The organism is Marinobacter sp. B-21 (assembly GCF_056857895.1).
Window position 1 is genome coordinate 78,882 of sequence record NZ_JBSXNZ010000070.1, and the last position, 26,391, is coordinate 105,272.

Below are 26,391 nucleotides of genomic sequence, written 5' to 3' on the forward strand. Positions count from 1 at the left end.
GGATTCAGTCCGGCCACCATGGATGGCCGGCCAAATGGCCCTCGCTCAGATGTCCTTGAGCGTGCCCTTGGGCAGGGCTGCGGCAACAGCGACTTTCTGGACCTTGATTTCGACATTGTCGGCAATTTCAACAACGATAAAATCGTCCGTTACCTTGGTGATCTTGCCGGCAACACCACCGGAGGTCACGACTTCGTCACCCTTGTTCAGGCCAGACATCAACGCCTTGTGCTCTTTCGCACGCTTGGACTGCGGACGCCAGATCAGGAAGTAGAAAATCAAGATGAAGCCGCCGAAAAAGATTACCTGACCCATAACGCCCATCCCCGGCGCACCCGGGTCCTGAGCCATGGCCAGCGCAGGCATCAGAGCCATCAGGCCGGCAACGAGCATTTTAATTGATTTCATTGAATATCTCCGTTGGTTAAGCGAATAGATCAAACATTGCCCAATGGCGGAGCTGTCTCTCCGCGCTGAGTATAGAAGTCGGTTACAAAGTCCGACAATGTACCTGCTTCAATGGCCCCACGCAATCCGGCCATCAGGTTCTGGTAGAACCGCAGGTTATGAATCGTGTTCAGTTGAGCGCCCAGCATTTCTCCACATTTATCCAGATGATGCAGATAACTTCTCGAAAAATTCTGGCAGGTGTAACAGTCACAACGCTCATCGAGCGGCGCGGTGTCATGACGGTGCCTGGCATTGCGGATCTTGACGATGCCGGTGGAGGTAAAGAGGTAGCCATTTCTGGCATTCCGGGTCGGCATTACGCAGTCAAACATATCGACTCCGCGCCGCACTGCCTCAACGATATCCTCAGGCCGACCAACGCCCATCAGGTATCTGGGCTTGCCTTCCGGCATTTTGGGCGGCAGATGGTCCAGAATCCTGATCATGTCTTCCTTTGGCTCGCCAACGGAAAGACCACCAATGGCATAGCCATCAAAGCCAATGTCTGTCAGTCCTTCCAGGGAACGGTCACGCAGGTTCTCATACATACCGCCCTGAACAATACCGAACAGTGCCGCCGGATTACCTTCGTGGGCATCCTTGCTGCGCTGAGCCCAACGCAGGGACAGCTCCATGGAATCCCTGGCCTGGCACTCTGTCGCGGGGTAAGGGGTACACTCATCAAAAATCATGACGATGTCCGAGCCCAGGTCACACTGAACCTGAATGGCGATCTCCGGAGACAACTCTACAGGAGAGCCGTCAACCGGTGAGCGGAAAGTGACGCCCTCTTCCGTAATCTTGCGCATTTCCCCCAGGCTGAATACCTGGAAGCCACCGGAGTCGGTCAGGATTGGTCCCTGCCACTGGGTGAAATCGTGCAGATCCCCATGGGCCCTGACCACCTCCGTACCCGGACGCAGCATCAGGTGAAAGGTATTGCCCAGAATAATTTCTGCACCAATTTCATGGATGTCCCGCGGTAGCATGCCCTTGACAGTGCCGTAGGTCCCCACCGGCATGAAGGCAGGCGTTTCAACCGTGCCCCGCGGAAAGGTCAGCCGGCCGCGGCGAGCACGGCCATCCTCACCCAGCTTCTCGAACGACATGAAACAGGTCTGTGTCACAAAGCCTCCCCGGCGTTACCAATACCGGTATCTATGGATTCCACGGCTGGGCCCAGCAACATACCGCGACTGGGTTCCTGGCCGGTAATGAGCATGGCGTCGCCGTAGCTGAAGAAACGGTAGCGTTCCCCGACCGCCTCCTTGTAGGCGCCCATCACATTGCCGTAACCGGCAAAGGCACTGACCAGCATGATCAGCGTGGATTCCGGCAAATGGAAGTTGGTCACCAGGGCATCAACTGCCTGAAAACGGTACCCCGGGTATATAAAAATATCCGTCTCGCCGGTGAATGCCGTGAGACGACCACCACGGCTTGCCGATTCAAGAGAGCGAACAGATGTCGTACCCACGGCGACCACGCGCCCTCCCCGGGCTCGGGTTCGCTCGACAGCATCAACCGCTTCCCGGGGAACGTGCACAATCTCGCTGTGCATTGCATGGTCTTCTATCTTGTCTACCCGCACCGGCTGGAAGGTGCCTGCGCCAACGTGCAGCGTGACAAAGGTACTTTCAATGCCGCAGGCGGCCAGTTTTTCCAGCAGTGCCTCGTCGAAATGCAGGCCGGCGGTGGGCGCAGCCACAGCACCGGCTTCCCGGGCGTACACCGTCTGGTACCGGTCCCGGTCAGTGGATTCGTCTGAGCGATCAATATAGGGCGGCAACGGCATGTGACCAATGCGCTCAAGTATATCCAGTATGGGTTCTTCAGATTCACACACCAAATGAAACAGTGTCTCGTCCCGGCCGGACATCCTTAAATATGTACCATCTTCAAGGATGACGTTCTGCCCCTCTTTCAGCGCCTTTGAAGCCCGGACATGGGCAATAATTTCGTGCTCTCCGGTTATCCGCTCAACCAGCACCTCTACCTGCCCGCCCGTTTCCTTTTTGCCAAACAGGCGCGCAGGAATCACCCGGGTGTTGTTGAACACCAGCAGGTCGCCGGGCTGAAGCAGTTCGGGAAGGTCGCTGAAGATCCGGTGATCGAGCTTGCCGGAAAGACCATCCAGACAGAGCAAGCGGGACGCACTGCGTTCTTTGAGCGGATAGCGGGCGATCAGTTCGTCCGGCAGGTCAAAATGAAAATCGGAGACATTCATGGAATGGACTGTTAACGACGCCGAAGGAAAAAAAGATGGTAGCGGCGGGCGGACTCGAACCGCCACGGGTTTTACCCCAACGGATTTTGAATCCGTCGTGTCTACCAATTTCACCACGCCGCCATCGGAGAGTGTGGGGGATTATACTGAGCTTAATCGCGAAAGCAATAAGCCAGCAGACACAACTGTCCACAGCTTCAGATATTTACAACCGATCAAACAGAGACAGCTGCGAAACCTGCGCAAAGGACTGCTGGGCCGCCTGAAGCACGAAGCTCTGGAAACTCAGGTTACTGATTGCTTCGGCGTAGTCCACATCCTGCAGTTGGGACCGGATTTCGTTGGTATAGACGGACGAATCCTCAAGAAAGGTCTTGGTAGACTCCACGGCGTTCATCCGGCCGCCCAGCTCGGTCTGCTTCAGGATGATACTTTCCTGGGCGTTGTCGAGGTTGGTCAGCGACTCGGCGATCAGGGCATCGTATTCGGCATCACCACGGGGGGAACCTTTGGCAATGCCCTCAAGCCCGTCAATCAGGTTTTTTATGGTGCCGAAGACGGATTGCCTATCGTTAATCCCCAGGGTGAACGAGTCCTGATCTTGCGAATCATTGATGGTGAGCTTTATACCCGCCACTTGAAACTCTTCTCCGACTACGGGATTCAGAGGCTCAGTTTGAATAGTGTTACCTGTTCTCGGATCTGTGACCGTAATTTCTAATACGCCGGAGCCATCATCATCGACACTAACTTCAAGGTCATCTGGCACATCGCTGCCAAAGGCATCCCTTAGATCTTTCGGCGCCACAACCTCAAGCCCCGAAATATAACCAGGAGGAGTAGGAGGGGTTGCACCATTAGACTTTGCCGTTACTGAGACCGCCTTGGGCACGTCTACAAAAATACCCTTACCGTGATCACTGATCGGCACGGTTACGCCATCATCAATTTCCAGTACCCGCTGACCTTCATCACCCTGATATGTCCAGTCACCTGCGCCATCCTTTGCGAAAGCAGGTGTCTGGCCCTGAAATCCACTGAAGATGTATTCACCCGAAGCATCCCGGGTATTGGCGATGTTTGCCAACTGCCCCAGACGCTCCTCCAGCTCTGAGGAAATGGAACGCCTGTCATCGGCTGACAACGACCCATTGCCCGCCTGCACCGTCAGTTCGCGGATGCGCTGGATCACGTCAATCGAGCTGGCCAACGCACTCTCTTCCTGCTTCAGGCGGTTGTCAGCCAAAGTGGCGTTGCGCTGATAGGTCTCGACCCGCGACAATTCCTGATCCAGTTTTAGAATACGGGCGGCCGCCACCGGATCATCTGAGGGCTTATTCACCCGTTTGCCAGTGGAGATTTGCTGCTGGGTGTTATTCAGGCTGGTATTGAGCTCCTGAAGGCGGTTGATGCCGCCGGAAAAAATCTGTTGTGATGAAATTCTGATCATGTCACATCACCTCAACCGTTACCGGAAACTCTGTAACAGGGTATTGAACAGGTCCTGAGCCACCGACATCACCTGGGCTGAGGCATTGTATGCGGCCTGGTATTGAATGAGCCGGCCGGCTTCCTCGTCCAGGTTGACTCCGGACACCGATTCCCGCTGGTTGGTTGACTGCTCCAGCAGGGTTTTGCCGGCATCCACATCCAACTGGCTCTGACGGGTTTTTACCCCGATGTCTTCCACCAGACCGGCATAACCCTCGGTAAAATTCTGGGTGCCACCATTCATGGTGTTCTGGGTACCCAAAGCCGCAAGTAGCTCGGCGTTGCGATTGTCGGATATGCCATTGTCGTTGTATTCAACAGTAAAAACATCGCCATTGGCGGGCTCACCCGTCATCTCGAACTGATAGCCCTGGTAAAGAGCACCGTCTGACGTGTCACCGCCAAAAACCAGATTGATCTTCTGAGGATCATAAGGCACCCCTGTTGGGTAATCAGAGGCACTGATTTCCGTGTCAGACCCATCGTAAACCCGGTACACGATGTCCGTACCATTATTTTCGAACGCGATTTTCATTGGCCCATTAGCCAGCTCGCCGCTATTCCTGAACCCCTCAAGCAATCCATTGGTATTAGGATTACGGACGTTCAGCATCTTCCCCTGATTAATCTGCCCGGTGCCCAGGTTATTTTCCCGAGTCTCAGTTGTATCGGGGTTATACCCCCCTTCCCTCGCCCGAATCGGGCTGGCAAGCGCCAAGTCTTCCTCGCGTCTCACTTCCAGGCCAATACTTTCGGCCGCATTCCGGCCGGGCTGGATCAGGTATTTGTCACCGGCGCTGAAGGTACCGCCCTCCACCCGGATGTTGAACCCGGGCATACTGATTTCGGACTGCACCGGATCCGGCAAACGTCCCTGGTTTTCGGTCTTGCCGGTTTCCTGATTGATCAGCTCATAGCTCCGGCCGTCACCGCTGAACTGTAATGTCCATCGGCCGGCTGGCAGCGCGGAACTGTCGGTTATTTCCACCGCCAGCTGGCCAGCGCCGGACACCTGATTGTTGCCATTGGGCACCACTCTGCCACGCTGGGCTTCAATTGAGTTGATATCGGTGAAGAACAGCCCCCCCAGGTCGCCCTCCAGATCCATGCCAATTTCATGCTGTTGGTTCATGGTATCCGACAGTGCAATGGCAATCCGGCCCAGCTCATCAAATGCCGGCTTGAGCCCCTCGTTATCAAACCGCAGGAGACCTCCGAGTTTACCCCCGGCAATCTGTTCGTCGACGTTCAAGGTGCGCCCGCCATTACTGAGCGTAAACTCCAGACGCGTCGGATCCTCGGCATTTTCCCGGGTTCCGAAGGTTGCCGCGTTGCTGCCAACCACCAGGGAAAGACCGTTCGAGAGCGATACGTTCACCTGGCTGCCATCTGTGGGCGTCACCTTGATATTCACCAGTTCCGAAAGCTGGCGCAGTTTTTCGTCGCGCTTGTCCAGCAACTCATTGGGCATCCTGCCCTGGGCGATGCCCGGGGACTCGGATATCGCCAGGTTCAGTTCTGCGATGCTCCTGATCAGGGTATTGGCATCCTTTACACCCTGCTGCATCTGAGTCTTGATGGATTCCCGCTGCTGGATGAACTCCTGGTTCAGCGCCTGGAACCGGTTAACGACCTGCTGGGCCTCGCTCAGCACCAGTTGGCGCTGAGGCAAAGACGTCGGGTCCTCGGCGGCATTCTGGAGACTGGCAAAAAAGTTATTCAGGGCTGTGTTCAGACCGGTGGACTCGCCCCCAAGCAGGTTATCAAGCCGGGAAAGCTCTGAATTGAGAGCTTCCTGTTCACCATAAAGGGTGCTGTCTTCCCGCACCTGCTGAACCAGATACTCATTGGCAAGGCGGCGGATATTGGCGACGTTAACGCCACTACCAATGGTTCCGGCTCCGGTACGCTGTCCTTTCTGGGTTTCAAACTGGACTTCCTGTCTGCTGTAGCCAGGTGTGTTGGCATTTGTGATGTTGTTACCCGTGGTATTCAGTGCCGCCTGATTACTGAGGATGCCGGTCAGACCAATGCCTATCAGCCCTGCCATAACGTTTACTCCTTCATCCCGTCACTGCCCATGGACAGTGTCATCAGTGAATCACGGTTCATGATCTGGCGGATTTTGCTGCCATAGTTCGGGTCGGTTGCGTAGCCGGCCTCCTGAAGTTTCTCCGCAAACACTTCAGGCTTGTCCGCCGCCGACAGCACTTCCCGGTAACGGGGGTTGGATTCGAGGAACGAAACATAGTCCCGGAAGCTGGATTCGTAATCCCGGTAGGCCCGGAAACTGGCCTGCTCTTTCATGGGCAGACCCTCGCGGTATTCCGTGGTGGTGAGGGAAACGGCATCGCCCTTCCACCGGCCATCCGCTTTGATACCAAAGAGGTTAAAGCTTGGCTCGCCCTGCTCTCCCCGGATCATATGCCGGCCCCAGCCGGTTTCCAGGGCCGCCTGGGCCACCATCAGTTTCGGGTCGATGCCGGTATCCCGGCTGATTCGCTTCGCTACCGGAAGCAAGGCACTCACGAAATGCTCCGGTGAGTCGAACCGGTCCGGCAATTCGGACACGTTTTTTCCCGGGGCCACGGCAGACTCTTGTGCCACCGAGGCGACTTTCTGAACCTGCCCGGGCAAGCTTGCCGAAAGCGCCGGCAAACTCCGGTCATAATCCGCGAGAGAAGCCTTGTGGCCAGCCAGCTTATCGCCTTCACTGTCCAGGCCGGGAATTTGTCGGCTCAGTTGCCGGACCAGCGCCTCGGCGAGACCGGTTCCCTGCCCACCGGCCATGGTCAGACTCATCTGGTTATCGAACATGTCGCGATACAGATCCGACTGATTGCTTTTCAGATAATTACCTTCGGAAAGCACGTCACCGGCCTTGCGCATGGACTTCAGCATCTCAGAAAGGAACAGGCTCTCGAACTGGCGTGCAACTTCTTCCAGCGCCGCCCTTTTGTCGGTTCGGGCCTGCGTTTTCAGCGCGTTCAGGCCGCTGAAATCGGTATACACCCGGGCCTGCTGAAGCGAATAGTCCTGCATCATGCCACCTAGATAACAATCAGCTCGGCACGCAGCGCACCGGCCTGTTTAAGAGCTTCAAGTACCGCCATAACGTCCCCCGGAGCGGCACCCACCTGGTTCACCGCCTGAACAATCTCGTTCAGGGTGACAGCCGGACCAAACTTGAACATCCTGGCCGGCTCCTCGGTGATTGCAATCTGGCTATCCGGCTCGAGGGCGGTGTCACCGCCGGCAAACGGATTAGGCTGTTTCACTGCGGGATTTTCCTGAATGGTCACCGTCAGGTTGCCGTGGGTCACCGCTGCCGGGCTGACTTTGACATTCTGCCCGACCACGATGGTGCCAGTGCGGCTGTTGATCACCACTTTGGCGGCGTCCTGGGCCGGGGCGACCTCAACGTTCTCAAGTATCGAAAGAAAGCTTACCCGCTGGGACGGATCCCGCGGCGCACGCACGGAAACCGATGTCGCATCGTGAGCGTACGCCATGTCCGGGCCGAGGCGTGCATTCACAGCCTCGACCACACGGCGGGCCGTAGTGAAATCTGGGCGCAGAAGGTGGAAGGTAATGGTGTCGCCCTGACTAAAAGGCGAGACCACTTCCCGCTCGATGGTGGCACCGTTGGGAATCCGGCCGACGCTCGGTACGTTCACGGTAATTCTGGAGCCATCCTGCCCCTGGGCACCAAAACCGCCAACCACCAGACTGCCCTGAGCCATGGCGTAGACGTTGTTGTCAGCGCCCTTCAGCGGGGTCATCAGCAGGGTACCGCCGCGCAGGCTGTCGGCGTTGCCGATGGAGGAAACCGTGATATCAATCTCCTGCCCGGCCTTGGCAAACGGTGGCAATGTGGCACTCACGGTTACGGCGGCGACATTGGTGAGTTTCGGGTTCACGCCTTCAGACAGAGTGATACCGAACTGGTTCATCATGTTCCGGAAGGTCTGATTGGTGAACGGTGCCTTGTCGCCGGTCCCGTCAAGGCCAACCACCAGTCCGTAGCCCACCAGCTGGTTGTTCCTTACCCCTTTGATGCGGGACAGGTCCTTCAGCCGGTCCGCCATCACCGGTGCCGCGACCACCGTCAGGGCAAGTATCCAGGCAAAAAAATGCCGCGGGCTCATAGCAGCCACCACTCACTGTTAAAGAAACGGGCAAGCCAGCCCATCTGGTTTGCCTGGTCGAAATCACCGGTACCGCCATAGGCAATACGCGCATCGGCAATACGGTTTGAGGCAACAGCGTTGTCCGGCTGGATATCCCGGGGACGAACCAGCCCGGTCAGGCGGATGTACTCCTCGCCATTGGTCAGCGACAGCCATTTCTCGCCCCGGATCCGCAGCACGCCGTTGGGCAGCACCTCGGTGACCGTGACGGTGATGCTGCCAGCAAGACTGTTGCTCTGATCAGCCCTAGCCTTGGTTTTAAAATCGCGCTCGTTGTTCAGTGAAGTGCCGATCCCGAAGTTGTTCTTACCCAGAATGTTTGGCTCCGGCAGCGTGATTTCGTTGTCCTTGGTGATGCGGGTGTCGGCATTCTTTTTGGCACGGGTGGATTCCTGGAGATTCACTGTCAGTACATCACCCACGTTGAGAGCGACGGTATCCCCGTAAAAGTTATAATTTCGGGAAACCTGGTAAATCGAACCAGACGCCCTGTCTCTCTGTGTCATGGCCTCAGGGCGTACCGGTGCAAACTCGGGATCATCCGGCATCGCCCGGGGCCGGCTCATGGCCGTGCAACCCTGTAGCAGGATCAGCACCACCAAGGTCACCAGGGTACTGGCGCCCCGGGTTATCCGGCTGGATGTCATCGGATTCATGACGTCACCTCTGGCGGCATTAGCCAATGTTGTTGGTAATGAACTGGAGCATCTGGTCCGTCGTGGAGACCACCTTCGAGTTCATTTCATAGGCGCGCTGGGTGGTAATCATGTTCACCAGTTCTTCCACAACCTCAACGTTGGAGGCCTCCACAGAACCCTGTTCGATGGTGCCAAGCCCGAGCAGACCCGCCTCCCCCTCAACGGGGTTCCCGCTGGCAATGGTTTCCTTGAACAGGTTGTTTCCGATGGCCTGAAGGCCCTGGGGATTGATGAAATCCACCAGGGTGATCTGGCCAAGGTTTACCGGCGCCGCCTGGTCGTCCGTTACCGCCGTTACCGTGCCGTCCTTGCCAATGGTGATATTGGTGGCGTTATCGGGAATATTGATGGCCGGCTCCAGGGGGTACCCGTCCGGATTCACCACATCACCGTTGGAGTTCAACTGGAACTGACCGTCCCGGGTGTAGGCAATCTGGCCATCCGGCAGCAGAATCTGCAGAAAACCCCGGCCATTAATGGCCATGTCCAGCGGCTGCTCGGTAATCTGGAGGTTGCCCTGGGAGAACTGCTTGACCGTGCCCACAACCCGGACACCCGTACCCAATTGCAGGCCGGAAGGCAGTTCGGAGTTCTGGGTAGTCAGGCCACCGGGCTGTCGGTTGATCTGGTACAGGAGGTCCTGGAAGACCGCCTTGTCCCGTTTGAAGCCGGTGGTGTTGACGTTGGCCAGGTTGTTGGAAATGGTGGACATGTTGGTGTCCTGCGCGCTCAAGCCGGTCTTGCTGACCCAAAGTGCTGGATTCATGCTGCTTACTCCATACCGGGGGGGGCAATCAGGCGGCCAGTTTTTGCCGCTTCAGGCCCGCCAGGCCAATGTGTTCGGTTGTTACTTAAAGGTTCTGCAACAGCCGTGCCGTTGCTTCGGAATTCTCGTTGGCGGTGGTCATTACCTTCACCTGCATTTCGTATTGCCGGGAAAGCTGCAGATTGGAAATCATCTCTTCCACCGCATTCACGTTGGAGCTCTCAAGAAACCCCGAGACCACTCTGAGATTTGCATCCGGGGGCTCAGGGCCATCGATTGCCTGGTCCGGTTTTCGGCGCATATGCCCGTCTAACCCCTTCTCCAGAGCTTCCGGTGGCGGGTTGACCAGCTTCAGACGATCCACCTCGACCAGCTGATTCGGCGGGCCGCCAACAGGAACAACAGAAATCGTGCCGTCAGTGCCGATTTGCACGTTGTCGAAAGGCGGCAGCGCAACCGGTCCACCATTGCCAAGCACAAGTTCACCATTGGCCAGGCGCACCAGACCATTCACATCAACCTGAAGACTGCCGCTGCGGGTAAACACCTCTTCGCCCTGATCGTTCTGGATGGCAAGCCACCCTTCACCTTCAACCGCCACATCCAGTTTGCGGCCGGTGTCCATCAGGGCGCCTGCGGAAAGGTCCGTGCCGGGTCGCTCTGTCATGGCATAGGCCCGGGTGGGATGGTGTTCCCCGAAGACAGGCATGCTACGGGCCTGGGCGAAGTCCTTCTTGAAGCCGGTGGTGCTGACATTCGCCAGGTTGTTGGCATGGGCTTGCTGGGCCAGCATGTTCTGCTTGGCGCCAGACATACCGATGTAGAGGGCTTTGTCCATGGGAAAACTCCTGCCGGAATTTTGACTGTTTCCAGTCTCCATGCAGGAGTCATGCCATGTTCGCTAGCTCACGAACTTAACGAAGGTTGATGATGGTCTGGGTGACCGCATCGGAGGTTTCAATGGTCTTGGCGTTCGCCTGATAGTTGCGTTGTGCAATAATCAGGTTCACCAATTCAGCAGACAGGTCCACGTTGGATTCCTCGACGGAGCTTGACGCAATCGAACCGAGGGTACCGGTGTCCGGCGCGCCAATGACAGGCTGCCCTGATTCAAAGGTTTCGACCCAGGAGGTATCACCCACCGGAGACAGGCCATCGGTGTTGCTGAATGTGGCGAGCGCCACCTGACCAAGCGCATTGGATTGCCCGTTGGTATACCGGGCGAATATGACACCATCATCCGACACATCCAGCCCGGACAGGCGACCCGTGGTATAACCATTCTGCTGCTGGTCATTGACACCGAATGCCGCGCCGTATTGGGTGGCATCGCTCAGATTCAGAACGAACGCGGAGCTGGTGGGTGGCTCCGGAATCGGGCTCACGACCGAGGTGGGATCTGCCGGAGGACCGTCCGCCCCATTAGGGTCACCGCTGGGATCCTTGGGAATCCAGTCAGCCACGATAATCTCACCACTGGGATTACCGTTGATGGAAGCCAGGACACCGTCCTGATCGAATATTGCAGTGTAAGGAGTCTGATCCGTGCCACCTACCGGCTCGCCGTCTACCTGAAGGTAAACAGACCACTGACTCTGGCCAACACCATTCCCGGGCGATGGCTCTTTGACATAGAACTGAGTCATCTCATGGGCGTTGCCCAGACTGTCGTAGATGGTGGTTGATGTGGCGTGGTTGTAAGTACGCTGATCAATGGGGTTGAAAGCGTTGATGCGCGTGGGCTGCGTGTTGTTATATGTCGCCACGAACTGAGAACCCACGGCGTCAGAGGCCACAGTATCCACACTGCGATTTGTGCTTACCGCGATCTCTCCAACGGTGTTCTCAATCGGGTTCGTACTACTACCGTCTCCCCACTGAACCTCAAGCGGTTCACCCGAGCTGTCCCGGACTAAAAGGTTGTCGCCATCCACATTGGCTGAGATGGAGTTATTGCCGAAGCTGGAAATAACGTTCGCCAGCTCATCCAGTGTCGTCACAGCGCTTACATTCAGGGGCTGACCATTGATTGAGAACTCCAGGTTGCGAGACGCAATCGTATTACTGAGAGTATCACCGGTCGTGACGCGATTGGCCGTAGAGTCTATTTCAGCTGTTGTGGTGCCGGAAGCACTGACACCGGAGGCCGCGGAAATCGCATCGGCAATCTGGCCCGCAGACGTTATCGGGCTGGGGATCACAACAGTCTCATCGGCTGAACCGTCAGAATAGGAAAAAGTCAGCGTTTCACCCGCCGTAAAGTCACCGGTCTGCAGGGAAAGGTCTCTCACCCTGCGTTCCAGCACGGATTCACGGGAATCCAGATTCACATCGGTCTGCAGGTTCGTGGTCCTGCGCGGAGCCAGGTTGGCGGTCTCAATCTGCAGGTCACCACGCACACCGGACAGGTTGCCATCACCATCAGCGGTATAACCCTGCACCTTCATGCCCTGGTTGTTGACCACAAAGCCGTCTTTGTCTACTCCGAACTGGCCGGCCCGGGAGTATCGCACTTCGCCGCCATTGTTCAGAATAAAGAAGCCATCACCGTCAATCGCCATATCCAGGCCGCTATCGGTGAAGCTGATATTGCCCTGGCCGAACGACTGCTTCACGCCCTGAACCCGGACACCGTCCCCGATCGGATTGGTGCCTGCGCTCAGGAAACCACTGGCATAAAGATCGCCGAACTGGGCCTTGCTGCCTTTGAACCCCACGGTACTGGCGTTGGCAATATTGTTACCGGTGACGTCCAGATCCACCGATGCCGCGCGAAGACCACTCAAACCCGTATTAAATCCCATGGTTCACCCCTTGGTGTTTCACCGGTATCAGTTAATTTGTTTTACATCAGACAGGGCGATGGAGCCCATACCTGCAAGATTCAGGGTAATGGAGCCACCCTGGCCCAGGGACACGCTGTCAACATTGGCACTTACCATCGTACCCAACTGCTGCGGCCCATCCGGGTAGGAAGCCTCGGCTACAATCTGGTAGGGTCCCGGCGGCAAGGGATTGCCGTTGCCGTCCTGGCCATCCCAGCGGAACGAGGTCACCCCCGCCGGACTACTACCCATGTCAATCTGGCGAACCCGTTCACCATTCTGACCCTGAATCGAAAGCCGAAGCCCGCCGGTCGATGCCGGCACTTCAACGGTGCCACTGATCTCACCGTCCGCACCCAGAATCCCGATCTGGGAAGGGGCAAGCACGGTTTTGCCGACCATGGCAGAGGCCTGCAGCGCCTGGGTGGAACGGAACTGGCCCGCCACATCCTCAACCGTACCGGAGAGGTTCTGCATCTCCTCCAGCGAGCTGAACTGGGCCAGTTGGGAGATGAATTCACCGTTGTCCTGGGGTTCCAGCGGGTTCTGGTTTTTCAGCTGTGCCAGCATCAGTTCCATGAACTCATTCCGGCCAAGCTCACTGGTGCCCTGGCCGCCATCCTGTTGCTTCAGCTGGTACTGGCTCAGAACATCCGACGCGTCTGTTGCATTTACTGCAGTCATGTTGTGCTCCTCACCGTATTACTGCTGACCAAGGGTCAGAATGCGCTGCATCATGGACTTGGCTGTGTTCATGACATCCACATTCATCTGGAAACTTCTGGACGACGACATCATGTCAGCCATCTCCTCAACCACGTTCACGTTGGGATAGAAGACATAACCGTCTTCATTGGCCGCCGGATGGTGGGGCTCGTAGCGCATCTGTAACTCCGCATCACTCTCAACAATGCCTTCAACCCTGACGCCGGCACCGGGACCTTCATCGGCAGCCATCGGCATGCCACCCTGCCCCGGGTTCAGGAGTGATTGCTGAACGGCTGAGAACACCGGCTTTCTGGCCCGGTAGGTTTCACCGGTACTGGAGCTGGCTGTTTCGGCATTGGCAATGTTGGACGCGGTTGTATTCAGCCGCAGCGATTGCGCTGTCATGCCGGAACCGGCGATATCAAAAATGCTGCCCAGTGACATGATAATTCTCCTTCGCTAACCCTGTGACTGCGGCTTATTCGCCCTTCAGGGCTTTGGTCAAACCGCTGAACTTGCTGTTCAGGAACTGGAAACTGGCCTGGAAGTCCATGGCGTTACGCATGAAGCGCGACTGCTCCTGCTGGGCATCCACAGTATTGCCGTCGACCGACGGCTGATGTGGCATCCGGTACAAAAGGTCGCTGTCTGAGGCAGACCGGGAGGTATCCATGTGGGCCTCGTTCGTTTTCGCCATCTGGAAGCCGCTGACGGACTCCTGGGCCTTCTGCATCATCGCCTGGAAATCCACATCACGGGCCTTGAAACCCGGGGTGTCAGCATTGGCCAGATTGTTTGCCAGAACTTCGGCACGCTTGACCCGCGCTTCCACCGCGTGCTGATGAATGCCCAGAGCCTTATCGAACGAAATTGCCATGTTGCCTCCCGAAAACTGCACCAGTACGCCGACCTGATTTTGCCGGCTGTGCTCTCTGACAGAACTAAAGCAAGGTAGATGCCAGAATTCGAAAGGCGCTCTAAAAAGGCGCCCTAAATAGCGCATAACCCCAGTATTGGCGGGATTAGCTGGGCTGTTGAGAGAAAGCGGGAGCGGATAAAGGGAAAGAAAGTCCTCGAAAGCGGCAAACCGCTTCCCCCGCCCACGCCGGGGGAAGCGACAGTTACCCGTTAAGGCCAGTGACGGACAAACTCGTCAACCCCGGGCCGGAGAACGGCAGGCTTTACAGCGGAGACACTCCCCGTATAAAGAAAGCCGACAATCTGCTCGTGGTCATCCAGCCCCAGCCCTTTGTGCACGGCTGAATGATAGGCGACAGCACCGGTGCGCCACATCACACCATAACCGGCATCCTGAAGGGCCAGCCCGAGAAAGCTCATGCCAGCAGCCGCAGACATCACCTGCTCCACTTCCGGAACTTTGGGGTGGGGGCTCGGCGAGGCAATACCAATAATGACCATGGGTGCCCGCAGAGGGGCGCGCCGGAGCTTTTCGATTTCCCGCTCGTCACTGTTGTTGGCACAGGTGGAGGCAAACAGTTCCCCGAGGGCCTCCAGCCCCTCACCTTCTACGACCAGATAACGCCATGGCCGCAACAAGGCATGATCCGGAGCGCGAGCGGCGCAGGCAAAGGCCTTGTTCAGGGTTTCCCTGTCCGGCGCGGGCGCCTCCAGCCTGGGTTCGGAGGACCGGTTAAGCAGGAAATCAGTAACTGCTGTCATATCGTCTCGCTATTTTATGACTGTGTGAAAATGGGCACGGGCACAATTGCTGGCTGTGAATTGTGGGTTGTACGTAATGCTGTTAATCTTTAGTCGTAGTCGGCGCTGCCAACAATTATAAAATGCCGCAGTCCTGCAACGGTGAGAAGCAACACAATGAGCAACCAGCGAACCTTCAACAGCTTTTCCGAATTCTATCCTTACTACCTTGAAGAACACAGCGATGTAATCTGTCGCAGGCTGCACTTTGTCGGTAGTCTTCTGGTTTTTCTGGTCGCTGTCTGGGCGATCACCTCCGGAAAACTTGCGTGGCTTCTGACCCTGCCGGTCATCGGCTATGGGTTTGCCTGGGTCGGCCATTTCAAGTTCGAGAAAAACCGCCCTGCAACCTTCAAGTACCCACTGTACAGCCTGATGGGTGACTGGGTCATGTTCCGGGACATGCTCATTGGCAGGATCCGTTTCTGAAATGATGAGCGTACCGGCCGATCTGCGCAATGCCAGCACCTCCGCTGTCAAGTCGATGGCTGCTGAAGGCCCCGGCAGTCCGATAGCCATACCGCCAATGCCGGATTACAACGGCCGAATACTGGCGTACACGTCTACGGCGGCAATTATCGTAACCGGTGTTCTCCAGGGTGCCTTTCCGCAGCCGTTACTGTGGCTGGTAGCAGGTGCTCTCACATGGCCACACATAGCCCATATACTCACCCGTAGAACCTTCCTGAGACATTCCGCACGCATCCGTCAGAAAATGCTCATTGTGGATTGTGTGATTGGCGGCGGGTTCATCGGTTTCATCGGCCTGATTGTCATACCCTCCCTGTCCGTGGCCCTGATGCTGATGTTCAGTTGCCTGATTGTTGGCGGCATCCGGCAGTGGCTGATCGGCACCGGTTTCATGGCCGCGGCAATTGCGATTGCTGTTGCCATCCTCGGCCTGGCCGACGGCCCCCACGCGCCGCTTTTGACCAGCATGGTGTCGATTCTTTCCACCGGGCTGTATATCTGCGTTACCGCCTATTACTCTCACCAGCAGGCCCGGGCACTGATGCTGGCCAAGACCCAGATCCAAAATCAGCGGGAACAGTCAATTGCCTTGTCCCACAAGCTGTCCAAGTACCTCTCACCCCAGGTGTGGCAATCCATCTTTACCGGGGAGCGGGATGTACGGCTGGAAACCCAGCGCAAGAAACTGGCGGTATTCTTTTCAGACATCAAAGGCTTCACCGAACTCTCCGAAGAGATGGAGCCGGAGGCGCTGACCGAGCTGTTGAATCACTACTTTAATGAAATGTCTGAAGTGGCCCTCAAATATGGCGGCACCATCGACAAATTCGTGGGCGACTCTATCATGGTATTCTTCGGCGACCCCACCAGCCGGGGCCAGCGGGAAGACGCCTTTGCCTGCGTGTCCATGGCCATTGAAATGCGCAAGCACATGAAGATCATGCGCCAGAAGTGGCGAAGCCAGGGCATCAAGACCCCCCTGGAAATCCGTATGGGGATCAGCACCGGTTACACTACAGTGGGTAACTTCGGTGCTGAAAACCGGATGGATTACACCATCATCGGCAAGGAAGTGAATCTGGCCAGCCGCCTTGAATCCCTGGCGGAACCCGGTGAGATCCTGGTGTCCTACGAGACCTTTTCGCTGATCAAGAACAAGATCATGTGCCGGGACAAAGGTGAAATAACCGTGAAAGGATTCGGCAAACCGGTGCCGATTTACGAGGTGGTGGATTTCCGGCGGGATATGGGGCCAAACCGCAGCTTCATGGAACACGAACACAGCGGCTTTGCCATGTATCTGGATTCGGACAAGATCACCGAAAAGGAACGGCAGGCCATTCTCACCGCGCTGGAAGATGCCGCGGACCGCCTCAGGCGGGAAGAAGACGTCTCCTGAGGCGCCGCCGACGCCTCATTTCACCCTGGTTACTGACGGATCAGCCGCGGCCCGGCACCCTGGCCGGTTTCGGTACTTCTCCAGGGATTGATATCCAGCCCGCCCCTTCGGGTGTATCGGGCGCAGACTGTGAGCGACTCCGGCTTGCAGCGGCCCATCAAATCCGTAAACACGGTTTCCACGCAGTGTTCGTGGAAATCCTGCTTCTGCCGAAAACTCACCACATACCGCAGCAACCCGGCCCGGTCGATTTTCGGGCCGGTGTAATGGATCAGCAGGGTTGCCCAGTCCGGTTGCCCTGTCACCGGGCAATTGCTCTTCAGCAGATGGGAACAGAGGTGCTCTGTCACTATTCCGTCGCCGGCGGAAAGTGAGTCCGGTGCATAGTCATAAACCACATCACTCACCGGTTCATCATCGATCAGCTCAAATCCCCCGGGGCGGCCAACCGCTTTGCCCGACTCATCAACGCTCAAAAGCCTCACCTGCACCGCGCCACCACAGGCACTGGAGAGATCCTGGGTGATCGTCTTCGCCATCTGGTCCCCGGTTGAATAGACAGCCTGATTCAACGAGTTCAGGTAGAGCTTAAGCGACTTGGACTCAATAATTGAGGGCGACGCAGCAGGAAAGACAATCTCTGCCCACGCCACCTCAGGCACGCCGCCCGGCCTCAGCCAGGAAATCTCCCAGGCCTGCCACAGGTCTTCCCCAAACCAGGGCCAGCGGCCATCGTCCAGGCCAAGGCGGCGACGGTTTTCCTCTCTCGCCACGGGGAACAGCAGGCCAGGGTTGTAGCTGTCCGGGTAGTCACTTGTTTTGCCAAGCGGTGCATCATTAAGTGCCATAGGTGTTCCCGAAATCAGTAGCGAATGCCTTTGCCCCGCTCCAGCATTTTCAATGCAATGACTGCCAGCACGGTGATGAAAACCAGAATCATACCAAGAGAAATGAACGGATTAACGTCTGACACACCCAGAATCCCGTAACGGAAGCCGTTTACCATGTACAGGATCGGATTGATCAAGGATACGCCCTGCCAGAACCCCGGCAACAGATCGATGCTGTAGAACACCCCGCCCAGATAGGTCAGCGGCGTCAGTATGAAGGTTGGGACAATGGAAATATCATCAAACTTGGTCGCCAGCATGGCGTTGATGAATCCGCCCAGGGCAAACAGGGCCGAGGTCAGAAACACCGTCAGAATCATCATTGGCAGGTTGTGTATCGAAAGCTGGGTAAATACCAGGGACAGCAGGGTAACAATAAGGCCGATCCCCAGCCCCCGGGCCATGCCCCCGGTCACATAACCGGCCAGGATGACCCAGTTCGGCACCGGTGAAACCAGCAACTCCTCGATACTGCGCTGGAATTTCATCGAAAAAAAAGACGACACCACGTTCGCGTAGGAACTGGTGATTACCGCCATCATGATAAGGCCCGGCACGATAAAGGACATGTAATCGAACCCGCCCATCTGGCCGATACGGGAGCCGATCAGATTGCCGAAAATAATGAAATAGAGCGTCATGGTGACTGCCGGCGGCAGCAGTGTCTGAGGCCAGATCCGGGTAAACCGGCGAACCTCCCGGATAACGATAGTGCCGAATGCCGTGAACAAGGCCTGTGGTGTCATGCTGCACCCTCCACATTCTTGCGGGAATCGACGGCGTTCTGCTCCACCATGCGAATAAACAGCTCTTCCAGTCGGTTGGCCTTGGTTCTCATGCTGATCACCTTGATGCCCATCTGATCCAGCTGCACAAACACCTGGTTCAGCCCCTGGCCTTTCTGGACCTCAACCTCCAGGGCCCCTTCCCCGTCCAGCCGGGTGTGGAAATCGCCCAGCTCGGGCGCGGCATCCAGAGGTGTCTCGGTATCCAGCACGAATGTCTCCAGGCTAAGCTGCTGAAGCAGCGCCTTTTTGCTGGTGTGCTTGAGGATCTTGCCGTGGTCGATAATGGCAATGTTGCGGCAGAGCGCCTCCGCCTCCTCAAGGTAATGAGTGGTCAGGATAATGGTGGTGCCCTGGCGGTTCATTTCCTCAAGGAAGGTCCACATCGAGCGGCGCAGCTCGATATCCACACCGGCAGTCGGCTCGTCCAGGATCAGCAGTTTCGGTTCGTGAACCAGGGCCCGGGCAATCATCAACCGGCGCTTCATCCCCCCGGACAGCATCCGGGCCGGGGTGTTACGCTTGCCCCAGAGACCAAGCTTTTTCAGATACTTTTCTGCGGAAACCGACGCCTGCTTCAGCGGAATCCCGTAATAGCCCGCCTGGGTGGTAACGATATCGAACACTTTCTCGAACTGGTTGAAGTTGAACTCCTGGGGCACAACCCCGAGGTTCAGCTTGGCATCGGAAAGGTGGGTGTCGATGTCGTACCCGAAAACCCGCACCTTGCCGGCTGTCTTGTTTACTAATGAACAGACGATACCCAGTGTGGTTGATTTGCCTGCTCCGTTGGGCCCGAGCAGGGCGAAGAAATCCCCCTCGGCTACGTGCAGATCAATCCCCTTGAGGGCCTCGAAACCGTCACCGTAAGTTTTGGTGAGGCCCTCAATTTCCAGTGCATTGGACATAAACGATCCCGATTCGGTAAAAAAACGGCAGGAAACGGCCCGCGCCCGCCCGCCAGAATTCAGATTGTTGTTTATTGTGACAAAGCCGCTTATTTCAAGGCCTTTGACGGCCTGAAAGTGTTCACCGGCCAAAACCGGAAACTGCGACAGGAATCCCGATATGAGGCAGTCCCCGCCCCTATAATGCGGTTACAATAATTTACAAAAGGGGCTGCCGCACCGCGAGTGCAGGCGCGCTGAATTGAAGGGAATATACGACAAACCATGAGATCCGTTCACCGCATCCGATTGTCACTCGCGCTTCTGAGCGCACTTGCATTCACCGGCTGCCTTGATGACGATAGCGGCTCTGGCGATGACACCAACGCAGGCCGGCTAAACTTCAATGGTTTCAGTGGTCTCAGCTACCAGACAGCCAGCCAGGCCGGTACCACCAACGCCGCGGGGGAATTCCGCTACTATCCCGGCGAAACCCTGGAATTCCGGGTTGGCGACCTGCCACTGAGCAGTGGGGTTCCTGCACAGCAATACGTCACCCTCCTCGAATTCTTTGAGACCACACGTACCACCCTGCAAACGCCCATGGTGGATGAAGAAGGCCTGACAACGCACACCCTTACCGAGCAACAGGTGCTGGAAAACACTACCCTGATGAATCTGACCCGATTCCTGATGCTGCTGAACTGGAGCGAGAACATCCCGGAGGGCGAAGGCATCGAACTCCGTAAGCGGGTCATCAGCCAGTTGAATGCTGCGCTGCCGAATCTGACCGGGCCCATCGACTTTACCGCGAGCGAATCGGAATTCACTGCCACAACCCCCTCGCTCTCCCCGGCCAACCAGCTTCTGGCGGCGATTTGCTTCTATCCGGAAGATGACGAGCGGTGCGAGGAGCCACCCTCCCAGGCTGAGATCGACAACGCGCCACCCAGGCCGGAAGACGCCGATGAGCGCGATCCGGATGTCGAGTACAAGGAAGATCTGCAAGCCAAGAAAGAGCGAATCGACAACTCGGTACGCTCGATGGAGGACACCAGTACCGAAGACGCCCAGACTTACCTCACGCGGGAACTGAAGGGCATCAGCACGGCCGTTGCCAAGCGTTACTACCTGGATGACGATGTTGCCAGCTATCCGGCCAGCGATACCGCCATCAAACAGGTGGCTGTGCGCCGGATTGGCGGGGGCCTGGCACTGGCTGAGCTGGAAGCGATAAGCACCCGCCCTCAGGATATTCAGGTGCATTCAACAGACTGGCAGAGCGCCGAGGTGGAGTACTTTGTGGCGGGCCCCACGGGCGGAGAGTCAGAACTGCTGCTGAGTTTCCGCCCGGAGAACACTTATCGGTGGGTTCGCAAGCAGCTGCGAGTGATTATCCGCTGATCAGCCTGGAGAGATTCCAGCGGGATTCCACTCCCGTCACGTCGTAGCGCGAGGGGTCCAGCCCTTCGGTGCCATGGGGTAGGCAACCCCGGACCCGGATCGTTTCTGCCGCCTCTTTTCCTTCGTTGTACCGGGCAAGATCGATAATTTTGGCGGTTTTAAGGGGCCTGGCGATGTTATCGGTCATCACCATCACCTGAGGCCAGAGCCTGCGCTCGGGAGAATGGGAAACAACAATCCCCCGCTGGCCGTCTGTCAGCTCCACCAGGCTGCCCGTGGGGTATATACCGATAGCCTGGATGAAGCTCTCCACCAGATCTTCCTGGAACTCGATGTTGCGCATCTCGTACAGCAAAGTCACCGCCTTGGCGGGTGTCATTGGCTCGGCGTGATCCCTTGGCCCAATCAATGATTCAAAAAACTCCGCAACCCCCGCAACCTTCGCCAGCAGCGGAATGCGATCACCCCGAACGCCTTCAGGGAAACCTGACCCGTTATGACGCTCCCGGTGGCCCTGAACAACACTCAGAACGGCCCGGGACAGCCCGCTGCCATCCAGCATACGAACTCCAAGGTTCACGTAACCCCGAAAGGTAATATATTCCTCAGCGCTTAACTGCCCTTCCCGGGCCAGCATGTCTGCCGGCAGTGCCGTTTTGCCAACCTGGGACAGCAAACAGCCCAGACCAAGATGGTTCAGAAGACCTTCGTTCAACCCCAGGTGACGCCCACACACCAGTGCCCACACCGCAGCGTTCAGAGCATGCCGGTACAGATAACTGTCGTGTGCGCGGGTGCGACTGAGCCACAACAGGGCATCCGGCTGACGAATCACACTGCTCACCATCTTGCTGGTGATGGTTGCAATGGTCTTCAGATCAGCCACGTCTCCTGAGCGAAGTGCCTCAAACAGGCCGGCCAGCGCAACTTCAACATCATCAAGCAGCCGCTTTGATGTCTTTATTTCCTTCTTGAGGCTGGTGTCCGTATCGTAAGTAACCGGCTCCCGGATGCTCAACGGTGGCAACTGCAGTTGTTCACGCCCACCACCACGCCTATTGGAGCTCTTGCCAAACACCGGCTTGTTACCGAGTTTGACTTCTTTGGATTCCCTGGCTTCTGCAATATCCACCATTACCCACTTGCAGTGGGAAACCAGCGCACGGATATCATCCTGGGAACGGATATGGAAACCCTGAATCGGGAAAGGAGTCTGGTGCCAGGGCCTGTCCAGATCAGACACGAACATGCCCACTTCCAGATCATGTACTGCCACTTTTTTCTGTTGGACACCCACGGCCCACCTCACAAACCAACTTGTCGATGGTTACCATTCTGACTGAACCGCGGGAAGACACAATTACAATATCGTATCGCCAGGCAACTCAAATGAGACAAAGCGTAACGATAATGTTCACGAGGAAACAAAATGTAGCAATGTGATGATGGTCACACATCAACGTCAGAAAGTGTCACTCAGCGTCACATGCCATTTCGTCGAACTCTGGCGGCCGTGCGTGCATGGCGCCACGGGGCGCCTTGCGTACGTAGACGGTGTAGGGCACCGACGACGCCCGGATGTAATCCAGGTTACGCGACTCGTCACCAGAACCTTCAGTAACAACGGCCGGCGTGCAGGAAACCAGCAATTCCAGTTTTCCGCCAACATCCGGGATACGGGCACCGGGATCCTCCGCCTTGATCGCCATGCACCGGGTGGATTCCGTGGCAGGTTTTCCTGTCCTGGCAACGAGGTCCATGCCGCTCTCCCCGCAGGCCCGGATGCCGGTGCTGCAGGAACCGGCATCCGCATCGTCGCCATCCCGCACACGCCAGACCCGGTCGCTGCACTGGGTCTCAACCTTTACCGACGTAGCCTCGTTGCGGGCAAACCACCAGCCAGGATACTCAGCACTCTGCCAGGACAGCCGTACCTGTCTGGATTCGCCGGAGGAATTCTCCGCAGGAAACATCGCAAAATGCGAATAATAGCTGGCACACCCCGGCATGGATGCCGCGATGAGAATTGCGATAACTGGCTTGTAAGCTCTGAAGAAGACTGAAAAGATCATCTGGCTGGCGCATTCCCTGACAGCAAATTCGTTGGCCCGCTCATTATCCACAACGGGCCTCGGGAATCCGCCTATCAGTTACCATTTTGATCAAACTGAAGGCCGTAACCGTCATTGGTTTTGCGCACCACCACCATATCCAGCACCGGAGCCGGCACAGGCAGGCCCTGCACCTGCACGGCCACCTTGTCGCCGATCCGCGGTGCAAAAGGCTCCGTGTCGACGACGACAAATACGCCGCCATCGGAAATATCGCGGGTTGAGAATATGAAGTCCCCAAGCTCCTCATGGACCAGCTTTACCTTCGCGCTCATGGTAGTGCGCATATGCTCTCTTCGATCGTTCCCAGCCATCTGCGGTTTCCACTACTTTTTGCATAGTTTTTATAGCCTTCCGAAGCATAACACCATTTTCAGGAAAATATGCCAAAGGAGATATTGACTACACACTTAATACAAATGAGAATGGTTGACGTTTTTAAAAACCCGTGGATCTCAGCCATGGGCCGAACATTCAGCACCACCCCAAAAGGATGCGACTATGCGAATGAAACTGGCTGCAACCGCCGCAATCGCCCTCACTGCCATGCCGATGTCCGCCTCTGCTGACGGCGAAGTAAACATCTATTCATACCGCCAGGCCTATTTGCTTAAACCGCTACTGAGTGCGTTTGAAAAGGAAACCGGCATCGAGAGCAATGTGGTATTTGCCAAACAGGGCCTGGCCGAGCGCCTTGAGCGTGAAGGCCGCAACAGCCCGGCTGACGTGGTAATGACTGTCGATATTTCCCGCCTCAACGAACTGGTCGAGCGGGATCTGGTTCAGAGTGTCGACAACGAGGTACTGGAAGACAACATTCCTGAAAACCTGCGCCATCCGGACGGCAAGTGGTTCGCCCTGACTACCCGCGGCCGCCTGATCTTCGTGTCCAAAGAGCGGGTTAAAGAAGGTGAAATCACTACCTACGAACAACTGGCAGACGACAAATGGGACAACCGCATCTGCACCCGCAGCGGCAAGCACCCGTACAACATTGCGCTGATCTCTGCCATGATCGCACACCACGGTGAAGCGGAAACCGAGAAGTGGCTCGCTGGCGTGAAAGACAACCTGGCTCGCAGACCCCAGGGTGGCGACCGCGACCAGATCAAGGCCATTGCCGAAGGCGTTTGCGATGTTTCCATCGGCAACAGCTATTACTACGGCAACATGCTGCAGGATGAGAATCAGCGTCCGATCGCAGAGCAGGTGCGCCTGGTGTTCCCGAACGCCGAAGGCCGCGGCACCCACGTAAACATCAGTGGCATCTCTCTGACCAGGAGCGCGCCCAACCGCGAAAACGCGATCAAGCTGATGGAATTCCTGTCGTCACCGGAAGCCCAGCGCATCTATGCAGAGGCCAATGCCGAATACCCGGCTAACCCGAAAGTAAAGCCTACCGGGCTGGTGGCCGAGTGGGGTGAGATCAACCCGGACAGCCTCTCACTGCAGGAAATCGCCAAAAACCGCGAAGCCGCAGTCAAACTGGTTGACCGGGTCGATTACGACGGCGAATAAGCCTCTTTATGGCGGGCGGGGGTGGTTCCGCCACCCTCCGCCCTGCTTTCCCCCGTTCTTTCCGGGGCCAACCATGACGCCAGTCATTGCAGGCATCAGGCCAGGTGTCTACAATCTGCACCCCTCAAACGGACAGCACACCCATTCACACACAGGACAGCTATGAGCGAGGCCGCAACCAGCGTTAACCCCGGGCTATCCCAGCCCCTGCTGGCAAAGCGCACCTCTCGCAAATGGCTTATCAGCGCCTTGCTGACCACCGCCATTGTTGCCTTGCCGGTCCTCTCGGTTATCTTTCTCGCGCTTTCTCCCGAAGAGAATATCTGGCCACACCTTATTGAAACCACACTGCCCCGCTATCTGATCACCACCATCCAACTGATGGCAGGCGTGGGCGCAATCACCCTGGCCATTGGCCTGGCCTCCGCCTGGGCCGTGACCATGTGCGAGTTTCCTGGCCGCAAGTTCTTCGAGTGGGCCATGCTTCTGCCTTTCGCGGTACCGGCCTATGTTATCGCCTATGTGTACACCAGCCTGCTGGATTATGCCGGCCCGATCCAGGGTGCCCTGAGGGATTGGTTTGGCTGGGAAAACGCCTCCGATTACTGGTTCCCGGAAATCCGCAGCCTGGAAGGCGCCACGCTCATGCTTGGCCTGGTGCTCTACCCCTATGTGTATTTGCTGGCCCGGGCTGCGTTCCTGGAGCAGTCACCCTCCCTGTTTGCTGTCAGCCGCAGCCTTGGCCACTCGGCCCTGAGCACCTTCTTCAAGGTAGTCCTGCCCATAGCTCGCCCGGCAGTTGCCGTAGGGCTCTCCCTGGTACTCATGGAAACCCTGAACGATTTCGGCACCGTCGATTTCTTCGCGGTACAAACCCTCACCGCCGGCCTGTTCGATACCTGGATGAATCTCGGCAACCTCGGCGGCGCCGCCCAGATTGCCACCACCATGCTCATCTTCGTGGTGATTCTGGTAACCCTCGAACGCTATTCCCGCAGGCGCCAACAGCAATACGCCGCCCGGGACAACCGGGAACCGATCCACCGTTTCACCATGTCGCTCCCGCGCCAGATGATCTGCGTGGCCGTGTGCGCGTTGCCTGTGCTGTTCGGGTTTGTGATTCCCGGTGCCACCCTCGGTCTCTACGCCTGGGAATACTTTGGTGAAAGCTGGAACCCGGACTTTATCCGCAACACTTTTAACAGCCTGTTTCTGTCTGGCACTGCTGCGCTGACAACCCTGCTGATCGGCATTACCCTTGCCTACAGCCGCCGCCTGCACAATACCCGGGGCATGCAGATACTGATGCGTCTCTCCAGCCTGGGCTACGCCATGCCCGGTGCGGTACTGGCGGTGGGTGTGATTGTGCCCCTGGCCGGGTTCGACAACTGGCTGGATAGCCTGATGCGGGATTTCTTCGGCATCAGCACCGGGCTGTTGCTCAGCGGATCGGCCTTTGCCCTGGTGTTTGCCTATACCGTGCGGTTCCTGGCGGTTTCCGCAGGCAGCGTGGAAAGTGCATTGCAGAAGATCACACCCAGTATGGACATGGCTTCCCGCTCACTGGGCCACAGCCCCGGTAAAACCCTGGTAAAGGTTCACCTGCCCATGCTGAGGGGAACATTGCTGACGGCTGCGCTGGTGGTTTTCGTGGACTGTATGAAGGAGTTGCCGGCCACCCTGATTCTCAGGCCGTTCAACTTTGAGACCCTGGCCACCTACGTGTACCAGTTTGCCTCTGATGAGCGCCTGTACCACAGCGCCCTGCCCGCCCTGATCATTGTTCTGGCGGGCATCATCCCGATTATTCTGATGAGCCGATCAATCTCCAACACCCGCTCGATTGCCTGAA

The 26,391-nt window shown here is 57.0% G+C and carries 26 protein-coding genes and 1 tRNA gene; 5 read left to right on the top strand and 22 right to left on the bottom strand.

What is annotated here, in order from left to right; all coding sequences use genetic code 11:
- Positions 1-45: 45 nt before the first annotated feature.
- From yajC to AC13C0_RS09620, 16 genes are all read right to left on the bottom strand, one after another.
- On the bottom strand, positions 46-351 hold the full coding sequence (gene yajC / locus AC13C0_RS09545; protein ID WP_376788074.1) for a preprotein translocase subunit YajC: 306 nt from the start codon (positions 349-351) through the stop codon (positions 46-48).
- A gap of 86 nt (positions 352-437) precedes the next feature.
- Positions 438-1,559, bottom strand: a complete 1,122-nt coding sequence (tgt, locus tag AC13C0_RS09550; protein WP_482954333.1) for a tRNA guanosine(34) transglycosylase Tgt — start codon at positions 1,557-1,559, stop codon at positions 438-440.
- Positions 1,560-1,573: 14 nt separating this feature from the next.
- Positions 1,574-2,677, bottom strand: coding sequence for a tRNA preQ1(34) S-adenosylmethionine ribosyltransferase-isomerase QueA (queA, locus tag AC13C0_RS09555; RefSeq protein ID WP_482954311.1), 1,104 nt, complete (start codon positions 2,675-2,677; stop codon positions 1,574-1,576).
- 36 nt (positions 2,678-2,713) lie between these two features.
- Positions 2,714-2,800 (bottom strand) — tRNA-Leu (locus tag AC13C0_RS09560).
- Between the two features lie 82 nt (positions 2,801-2,882).
- The gene (gene flgL / locus AC13C0_RS09565; RefSeq protein WP_117616914.1) at positions 2,883-4,127 is read right to left on the bottom strand and encodes a flagellar hook-associated protein FlgL; all 1,245 of its coding nucleotides are present in this window, start codon (positions 4,125-4,127) and stop codon (positions 2,883-2,885) included.
- Between the two features lie 18 nt (positions 4,128-4,145).
- Positions 4,146-6,218 carry a flagellar hook-associated protein FlgK gene (flgK, locus tag AC13C0_RS09570; RefSeq protein WP_117616913.1) on the bottom strand — a complete coding sequence of 691 codons (2,073 nt, stop codon included), beginning with the start codon at positions 6,216-6,218 and terminating at the stop codon, positions 4,146-4,148.
- A 5-nt stretch (positions 6,219-6,223) separates the two neighbouring features.
- Positions 6,224-7,210: a flagellar assembly peptidoglycan hydrolase FlgJ gene (gene flgJ / locus AC13C0_RS09575; RefSeq protein WP_117620226.1), complete on the bottom strand. Its 987-nt coding sequence runs from the start codon at positions 7,208-7,210 to the stop codon at positions 6,224-6,226.
- 8 nt (positions 7,211-7,218) lie between these two features.
- The gene (locus tag AC13C0_RS09580) at positions 7,219-8,316 is read right to left on the bottom strand and encodes a flagellar basal body P-ring protein FlgI (protein ID WP_341581876.1); all 1,098 of its coding nucleotides are present in this window, start codon (positions 8,314-8,316) and stop codon (positions 7,219-7,221) included.
- Positions 8,313-9,014 (bottom strand): flagellar basal body L-ring protein FlgH, encoded by a 702-nt coding sequence (gene flgH, locus AC13C0_RS09585; protein WP_376788061.1) that lies wholly within the window; start codon positions 9,012-9,014, stop codon positions 8,313-8,315. Before flgH ends, AC13C0_RS09580 begins: the two co-directional genes overlap by 4 nt.
- Before the next feature lie 19 nt (positions 9,015-9,033).
- On the bottom strand, positions 9,034-9,822 hold the full coding sequence (flgG, locus tag AC13C0_RS09590) for a flagellar basal-body rod protein FlgG (protein ID WP_117616911.1): 789 nt from the start codon (positions 9,820-9,822) through the stop codon (positions 9,034-9,036).
- A gap of 85 nt (positions 9,823-9,907) precedes the next feature.
- Positions 9,908-10,660, bottom strand: a complete 753-nt coding sequence (locus AC13C0_RS09595; protein WP_117616910.1) for a flagellar basal body rod protein FlgF — start codon at positions 10,658-10,660, stop codon at positions 9,908-9,910.
- A gap of 76 nt (positions 10,661-10,736) precedes the next feature.
- Positions 10,737-12,626 carry a flagellar hook protein FlgE gene (locus AC13C0_RS09600; protein ID WP_341581875.1) on the bottom strand — a complete coding sequence of 630 codons (1,890 nt, stop codon included), beginning with the start codon at positions 12,624-12,626 and terminating at the stop codon, positions 10,737-10,739.
- Between the two features lie 27 nt (positions 12,627-12,653).
- On the bottom strand, positions 12,654-13,331 hold the full coding sequence (locus AC13C0_RS09605) for a flagellar hook assembly protein FlgD (RefSeq protein ID WP_117616908.1): 678 nt from the start codon (positions 13,329-13,331) through the stop codon (positions 12,654-12,656).
- An 18-nt stretch (positions 13,332-13,349) separates the two neighbouring features.
- Positions 13,350-13,799 carry a flagellar basal body rod protein FlgC gene (gene flgC, locus AC13C0_RS09610; protein WP_117616907.1) on the bottom strand — a complete coding sequence of 150 codons (450 nt, stop codon included), beginning with the start codon at positions 13,797-13,799 and terminating at the stop codon, positions 13,350-13,352.
- A gap of 34 nt (positions 13,800-13,833) precedes the next feature.
- Positions 13,834-14,232: a flagellar basal body rod protein FlgB gene (gene flgB, locus AC13C0_RS09615; RefSeq protein WP_117616906.1), complete on the bottom strand. Its 399-nt coding sequence runs from the start codon at positions 14,230-14,232 to the stop codon at positions 13,834-13,836.
- A gap of 251 nt (positions 14,233-14,483) precedes the next feature.
- Positions 14,484-15,035: a nitroreductase family protein gene (locus tag AC13C0_RS09620; RefSeq protein ID WP_117616905.1), complete on the bottom strand. Its 552-nt coding sequence runs from the start codon at positions 15,033-15,035 to the stop codon at positions 14,484-14,486.
- Between the two features lie 156 nt (positions 15,036-15,191).
- Here AC13C0_RS09620 and AC13C0_RS09625 point away from each other — a divergent pair, with 156 nt between their 5' ends.
- Entirely contained in the window at positions 15,192-15,503 is a 312-nt protein-coding gene (locus AC13C0_RS09625) for an Mpo1-like protein (protein WP_117616904.1), read from the top strand.
- Position 15,504: 1 nt separating this feature from the next.
- Complete coding sequence (locus AC13C0_RS09630; RefSeq protein ID WP_117616903.1) at positions 15,505-16,944, top strand: adenylate/guanylate cyclase domain-containing protein; 1,440 nt, start codon at positions 15,505-15,507, stop codon at positions 16,942-16,944.
- 29 nt (positions 16,945-16,973) lie between these two features.
- Here the strand turns inward: AC13C0_RS09630 and queF are convergent, their stop codons facing one another.
- Genes queF through AC13C0_RS09645 form a run of 3 tightly spaced genes read right to left on the bottom strand, consistent with a single transcriptional unit; the run spans position 16,974 to position 19,527 of the window.
- A complete protein-coding gene (gene queF, locus AC13C0_RS09635; protein ID WP_341581873.1) occupies positions 16,974-17,792 on the bottom strand; it encodes an NADPH-dependent 7-cyano-7-deazaguanine reductase QueF in 819 nt (272 codons plus the stop codon).
- 14 nt (positions 17,793-17,806) lie between these two features.
- A complete protein-coding gene (locus AC13C0_RS09640; protein ID WP_117616901.1) occupies positions 17,807-18,580 on the bottom strand; it encodes an ABC transporter permease in 774 nt (257 codons plus the stop codon).
- On the bottom strand, positions 18,577-19,527 hold the full coding sequence (locus AC13C0_RS09645; protein WP_341581872.1) for an ABC transporter ATP-binding protein: 951 nt from the start codon (positions 19,525-19,527) through the stop codon (positions 18,577-18,579). Before AC13C0_RS09645 ends, AC13C0_RS09640 begins: the two co-directional genes overlap by 4 nt.
- A gap of 264 nt (positions 19,528-19,791) precedes the next feature.
- Between AC13C0_RS09645 and AC13C0_RS09650 the strand changes: the two genes are divergently transcribed.
- The gene (locus AC13C0_RS09650; RefSeq protein WP_117616900.1) at positions 19,792-20,910 is read left to right on the top strand and encodes an organic solvent ABC transporter permease; all 1,119 of its coding nucleotides are present in this window, start codon (positions 19,792-19,794) and stop codon (positions 20,908-20,910) included.
- On the opposite strand, the gene AC13C0_RS09655 is transcribed toward AC13C0_RS09650, so the two are convergent.
- From AC13C0_RS09655 to AC13C0_RS09665, 3 genes are all read right to left on the bottom strand, one after another.
- Positions 20,900-22,207 carry a cyclic di-GMP phosphodiesterase gene (locus AC13C0_RS09655; RefSeq protein ID WP_341581870.1) on the bottom strand — a complete coding sequence of 436 codons (1,308 nt, stop codon included), beginning with the start codon at positions 22,205-22,207 and terminating at the stop codon, positions 20,900-20,902. The two genes, AC13C0_RS09650 and AC13C0_RS09655, sit on opposite strands and share 11 nt — an antisense overlap.
- A gap of 175 nt (positions 22,208-22,382) precedes the next feature.
- Positions 22,383-23,033 (bottom strand): hypothetical protein, encoded by a 651-nt coding sequence (locus AC13C0_RS09660; RefSeq protein WP_227539388.1) that lies wholly within the window; start codon positions 23,031-23,033, stop codon positions 22,383-22,385.
- A gap of 23 nt (positions 23,034-23,056) precedes the next feature.
- On the bottom strand, positions 23,057-23,335 hold the full coding sequence (locus AC13C0_RS09665; protein WP_341581868.1) for a PilZ domain-containing protein: 279 nt from the start codon (positions 23,333-23,335) through the stop codon (positions 23,057-23,059).
- Positions 23,336-23,522: 187 nt separating this feature from the next.
- On the opposite strand from AC13C0_RS09665, the gene AC13C0_RS09670 reads away from it, so the two are divergent.
- Together AC13C0_RS09670 and AC13C0_RS09675 are read left to right on the top strand one after the other, a co-directional pair.
- A complete protein-coding gene (locus tag AC13C0_RS09670) occupies positions 23,523-24,539 on the top strand; it encodes a Fe(3+) ABC transporter substrate-binding protein (protein ID WP_341581866.1) in 1,017 nt (338 codons plus the stop codon).
- Between the two features lie 162 nt (positions 24,540-24,701).
- A complete protein-coding gene (locus tag AC13C0_RS09675; protein WP_117616896.1) occupies positions 24,702-26,390 on the top strand; it encodes an ABC transporter permease in 1,689 nt (562 codons plus the stop codon).
- Position 26,391 lies beyond the last annotated feature (1 nt).

What these genes read in the sequence shown, in the direction of transcription:
- yajC (WP_376788074.1), bottom strand. Translation starts at nt 351, where the DNA reads ATGGCTCAGGACCCGGGTGCGCCGGGGATGGGCGTTATGGGTCAGGTA.
- tgt (WP_482954333.1), bottom strand. Translation starts at nt 1,559, where the DNA reads ATGTCGTTCGAGAAGCTGGGTGAGGATGGCCGTGCTCGCCGCGGCCGG.
- queA (WP_482954311.1), bottom strand. Translation starts at nt 2,677, where the DNA reads ATGAATGTCTCCGATTTTCATTTTGACCTGCCGGACGAACTGATCGCC.
- flgL (WP_117616914.1), bottom strand. Translation starts at nt 4,127, where the DNA reads ATGATCAGAATTTCATCACAACAGATTTTTTCCGGCGGCATCAACCGC.
- flgK (WP_117616913.1), bottom strand. Translation starts at nt 6,218, where the DNA reads ATGGCAGGGCTGATAGGCATTGGTCTGACCGGCATCCTCAGTAATCAG.
- flgJ (WP_117620226.1), bottom strand. Translation starts at nt 7,210, where the DNA reads ATGCAGGACTATTCGCTTCAGCAGGCCCGGGTGTATACCGATTTCAGC.
- AC13C0_RS09580 (WP_341581876.1), bottom strand. Translation starts at nt 8,316, where the DNA reads ATGAGCCCGCGGCATTTTTTTGCCTGGATACTTGCCCTGACGGTGGTC.
- flgH (WP_376788061.1), bottom strand. Translation starts at nt 9,014, where the DNA reads ATGAATCCGATGACATCCAGCCGGATAACCCGGGGCGCCAGTACCCTG.
- flgG (WP_117616911.1), bottom strand. Translation starts at nt 9,822, where the DNA reads ATGAATCCAGCACTTTGGGTCAGCAAGACCGGCTTGAGCGCGCAGGAC.
- AC13C0_RS09595 (WP_117616910.1), bottom strand. Translation starts at nt 10,660, where the DNA reads ATGGACAAAGCCCTCTACATCGGTATGTCTGGCGCCAAGCAGAACATG.
- AC13C0_RS09600 (WP_341581875.1), bottom strand. Translation starts at nt 12,626, where the DNA reads ATGGGATTTAATACGGGTTTGAGTGGTCTTCGCGCGGCATCGGTGGAT.
- AC13C0_RS09605 (WP_117616908.1), bottom strand. Translation starts at nt 13,331, where the DNA reads ATGACTGCAGTAAATGCAACAGACGCGTCGGATGTTCTGAGCCAGTAC.
- flgC (WP_117616907.1), bottom strand. Translation starts at nt 13,799, where the DNA reads ATGTCACTGGGCAGCATTTTTGATATCGCCGGTTCCGGCATGACAGCG.
- flgB (WP_117616906.1), bottom strand. Translation starts at nt 14,232, where the DNA reads ATGGCAATTTCGTTCGATAAGGCTCTGGGCATTCATCAGCACGCGGTG.
- AC13C0_RS09620 (WP_117616905.1), bottom strand. Translation starts at nt 15,035, where the DNA reads ATGACAGCAGTTACTGATTTCCTGCTTAACCGGTCCTCCGAACCCAGG.
- AC13C0_RS09625 (WP_117616904.1), top strand. Translation starts at nt 15,192, where the DNA reads ATGAGCAACCAGCGAACCTTCAACAGCTTTTCCGAATTCTATCCTTAC.
- AC13C0_RS09630 (WP_117616903.1), top strand. Translation starts at nt 15,505, where the DNA reads ATGATGAGCGTACCGGCCGATCTGCGCAATGCCAGCACCTCCGCTGTC.
- queF (WP_341581873.1), bottom strand. Translation starts at nt 17,792, where the DNA reads ATGGCACTTAATGATGCACCGCTTGGCAAAACAAGTGACTACCCGGAC.
- AC13C0_RS09640 (WP_117616901.1), bottom strand. Translation starts at nt 18,580, where the DNA reads ATGACACCACAGGCCTTGTTCACGGCATTCGGCACTATCGTTATCCGG.
- AC13C0_RS09645 (WP_341581872.1), bottom strand. Translation starts at nt 19,527, where the DNA reads ATGTCCAATGCACTGGAAATTGAGGGCCTCACCAAAACTTACGGTGAC.
- AC13C0_RS09650 (WP_117616900.1), top strand. Translation starts at nt 19,792, where the DNA reads ATGAGATCCGTTCACCGCATCCGATTGTCACTCGCGCTTCTGAGCGCA.
- AC13C0_RS09665 (WP_341581868.1), bottom strand. Translation starts at nt 23,335, where the DNA reads ATGGCTGGGAACGATCGAAGAGAGCATATGCGCACTACCATGAGCGCG.
- AC13C0_RS09670 (WP_341581866.1), top strand. Translation starts at nt 23,523, where the DNA reads ATGCGAATGAAACTGGCTGCAACCGCCGCAATCGCCCTCACTGCCATG.
- AC13C0_RS09675 (WP_117616896.1), top strand. Translation starts at nt 24,702, where the DNA reads ATGAGCGAGGCCGCAACCAGCGTTAACCCCGGGCTATCCCAGCCCCTG.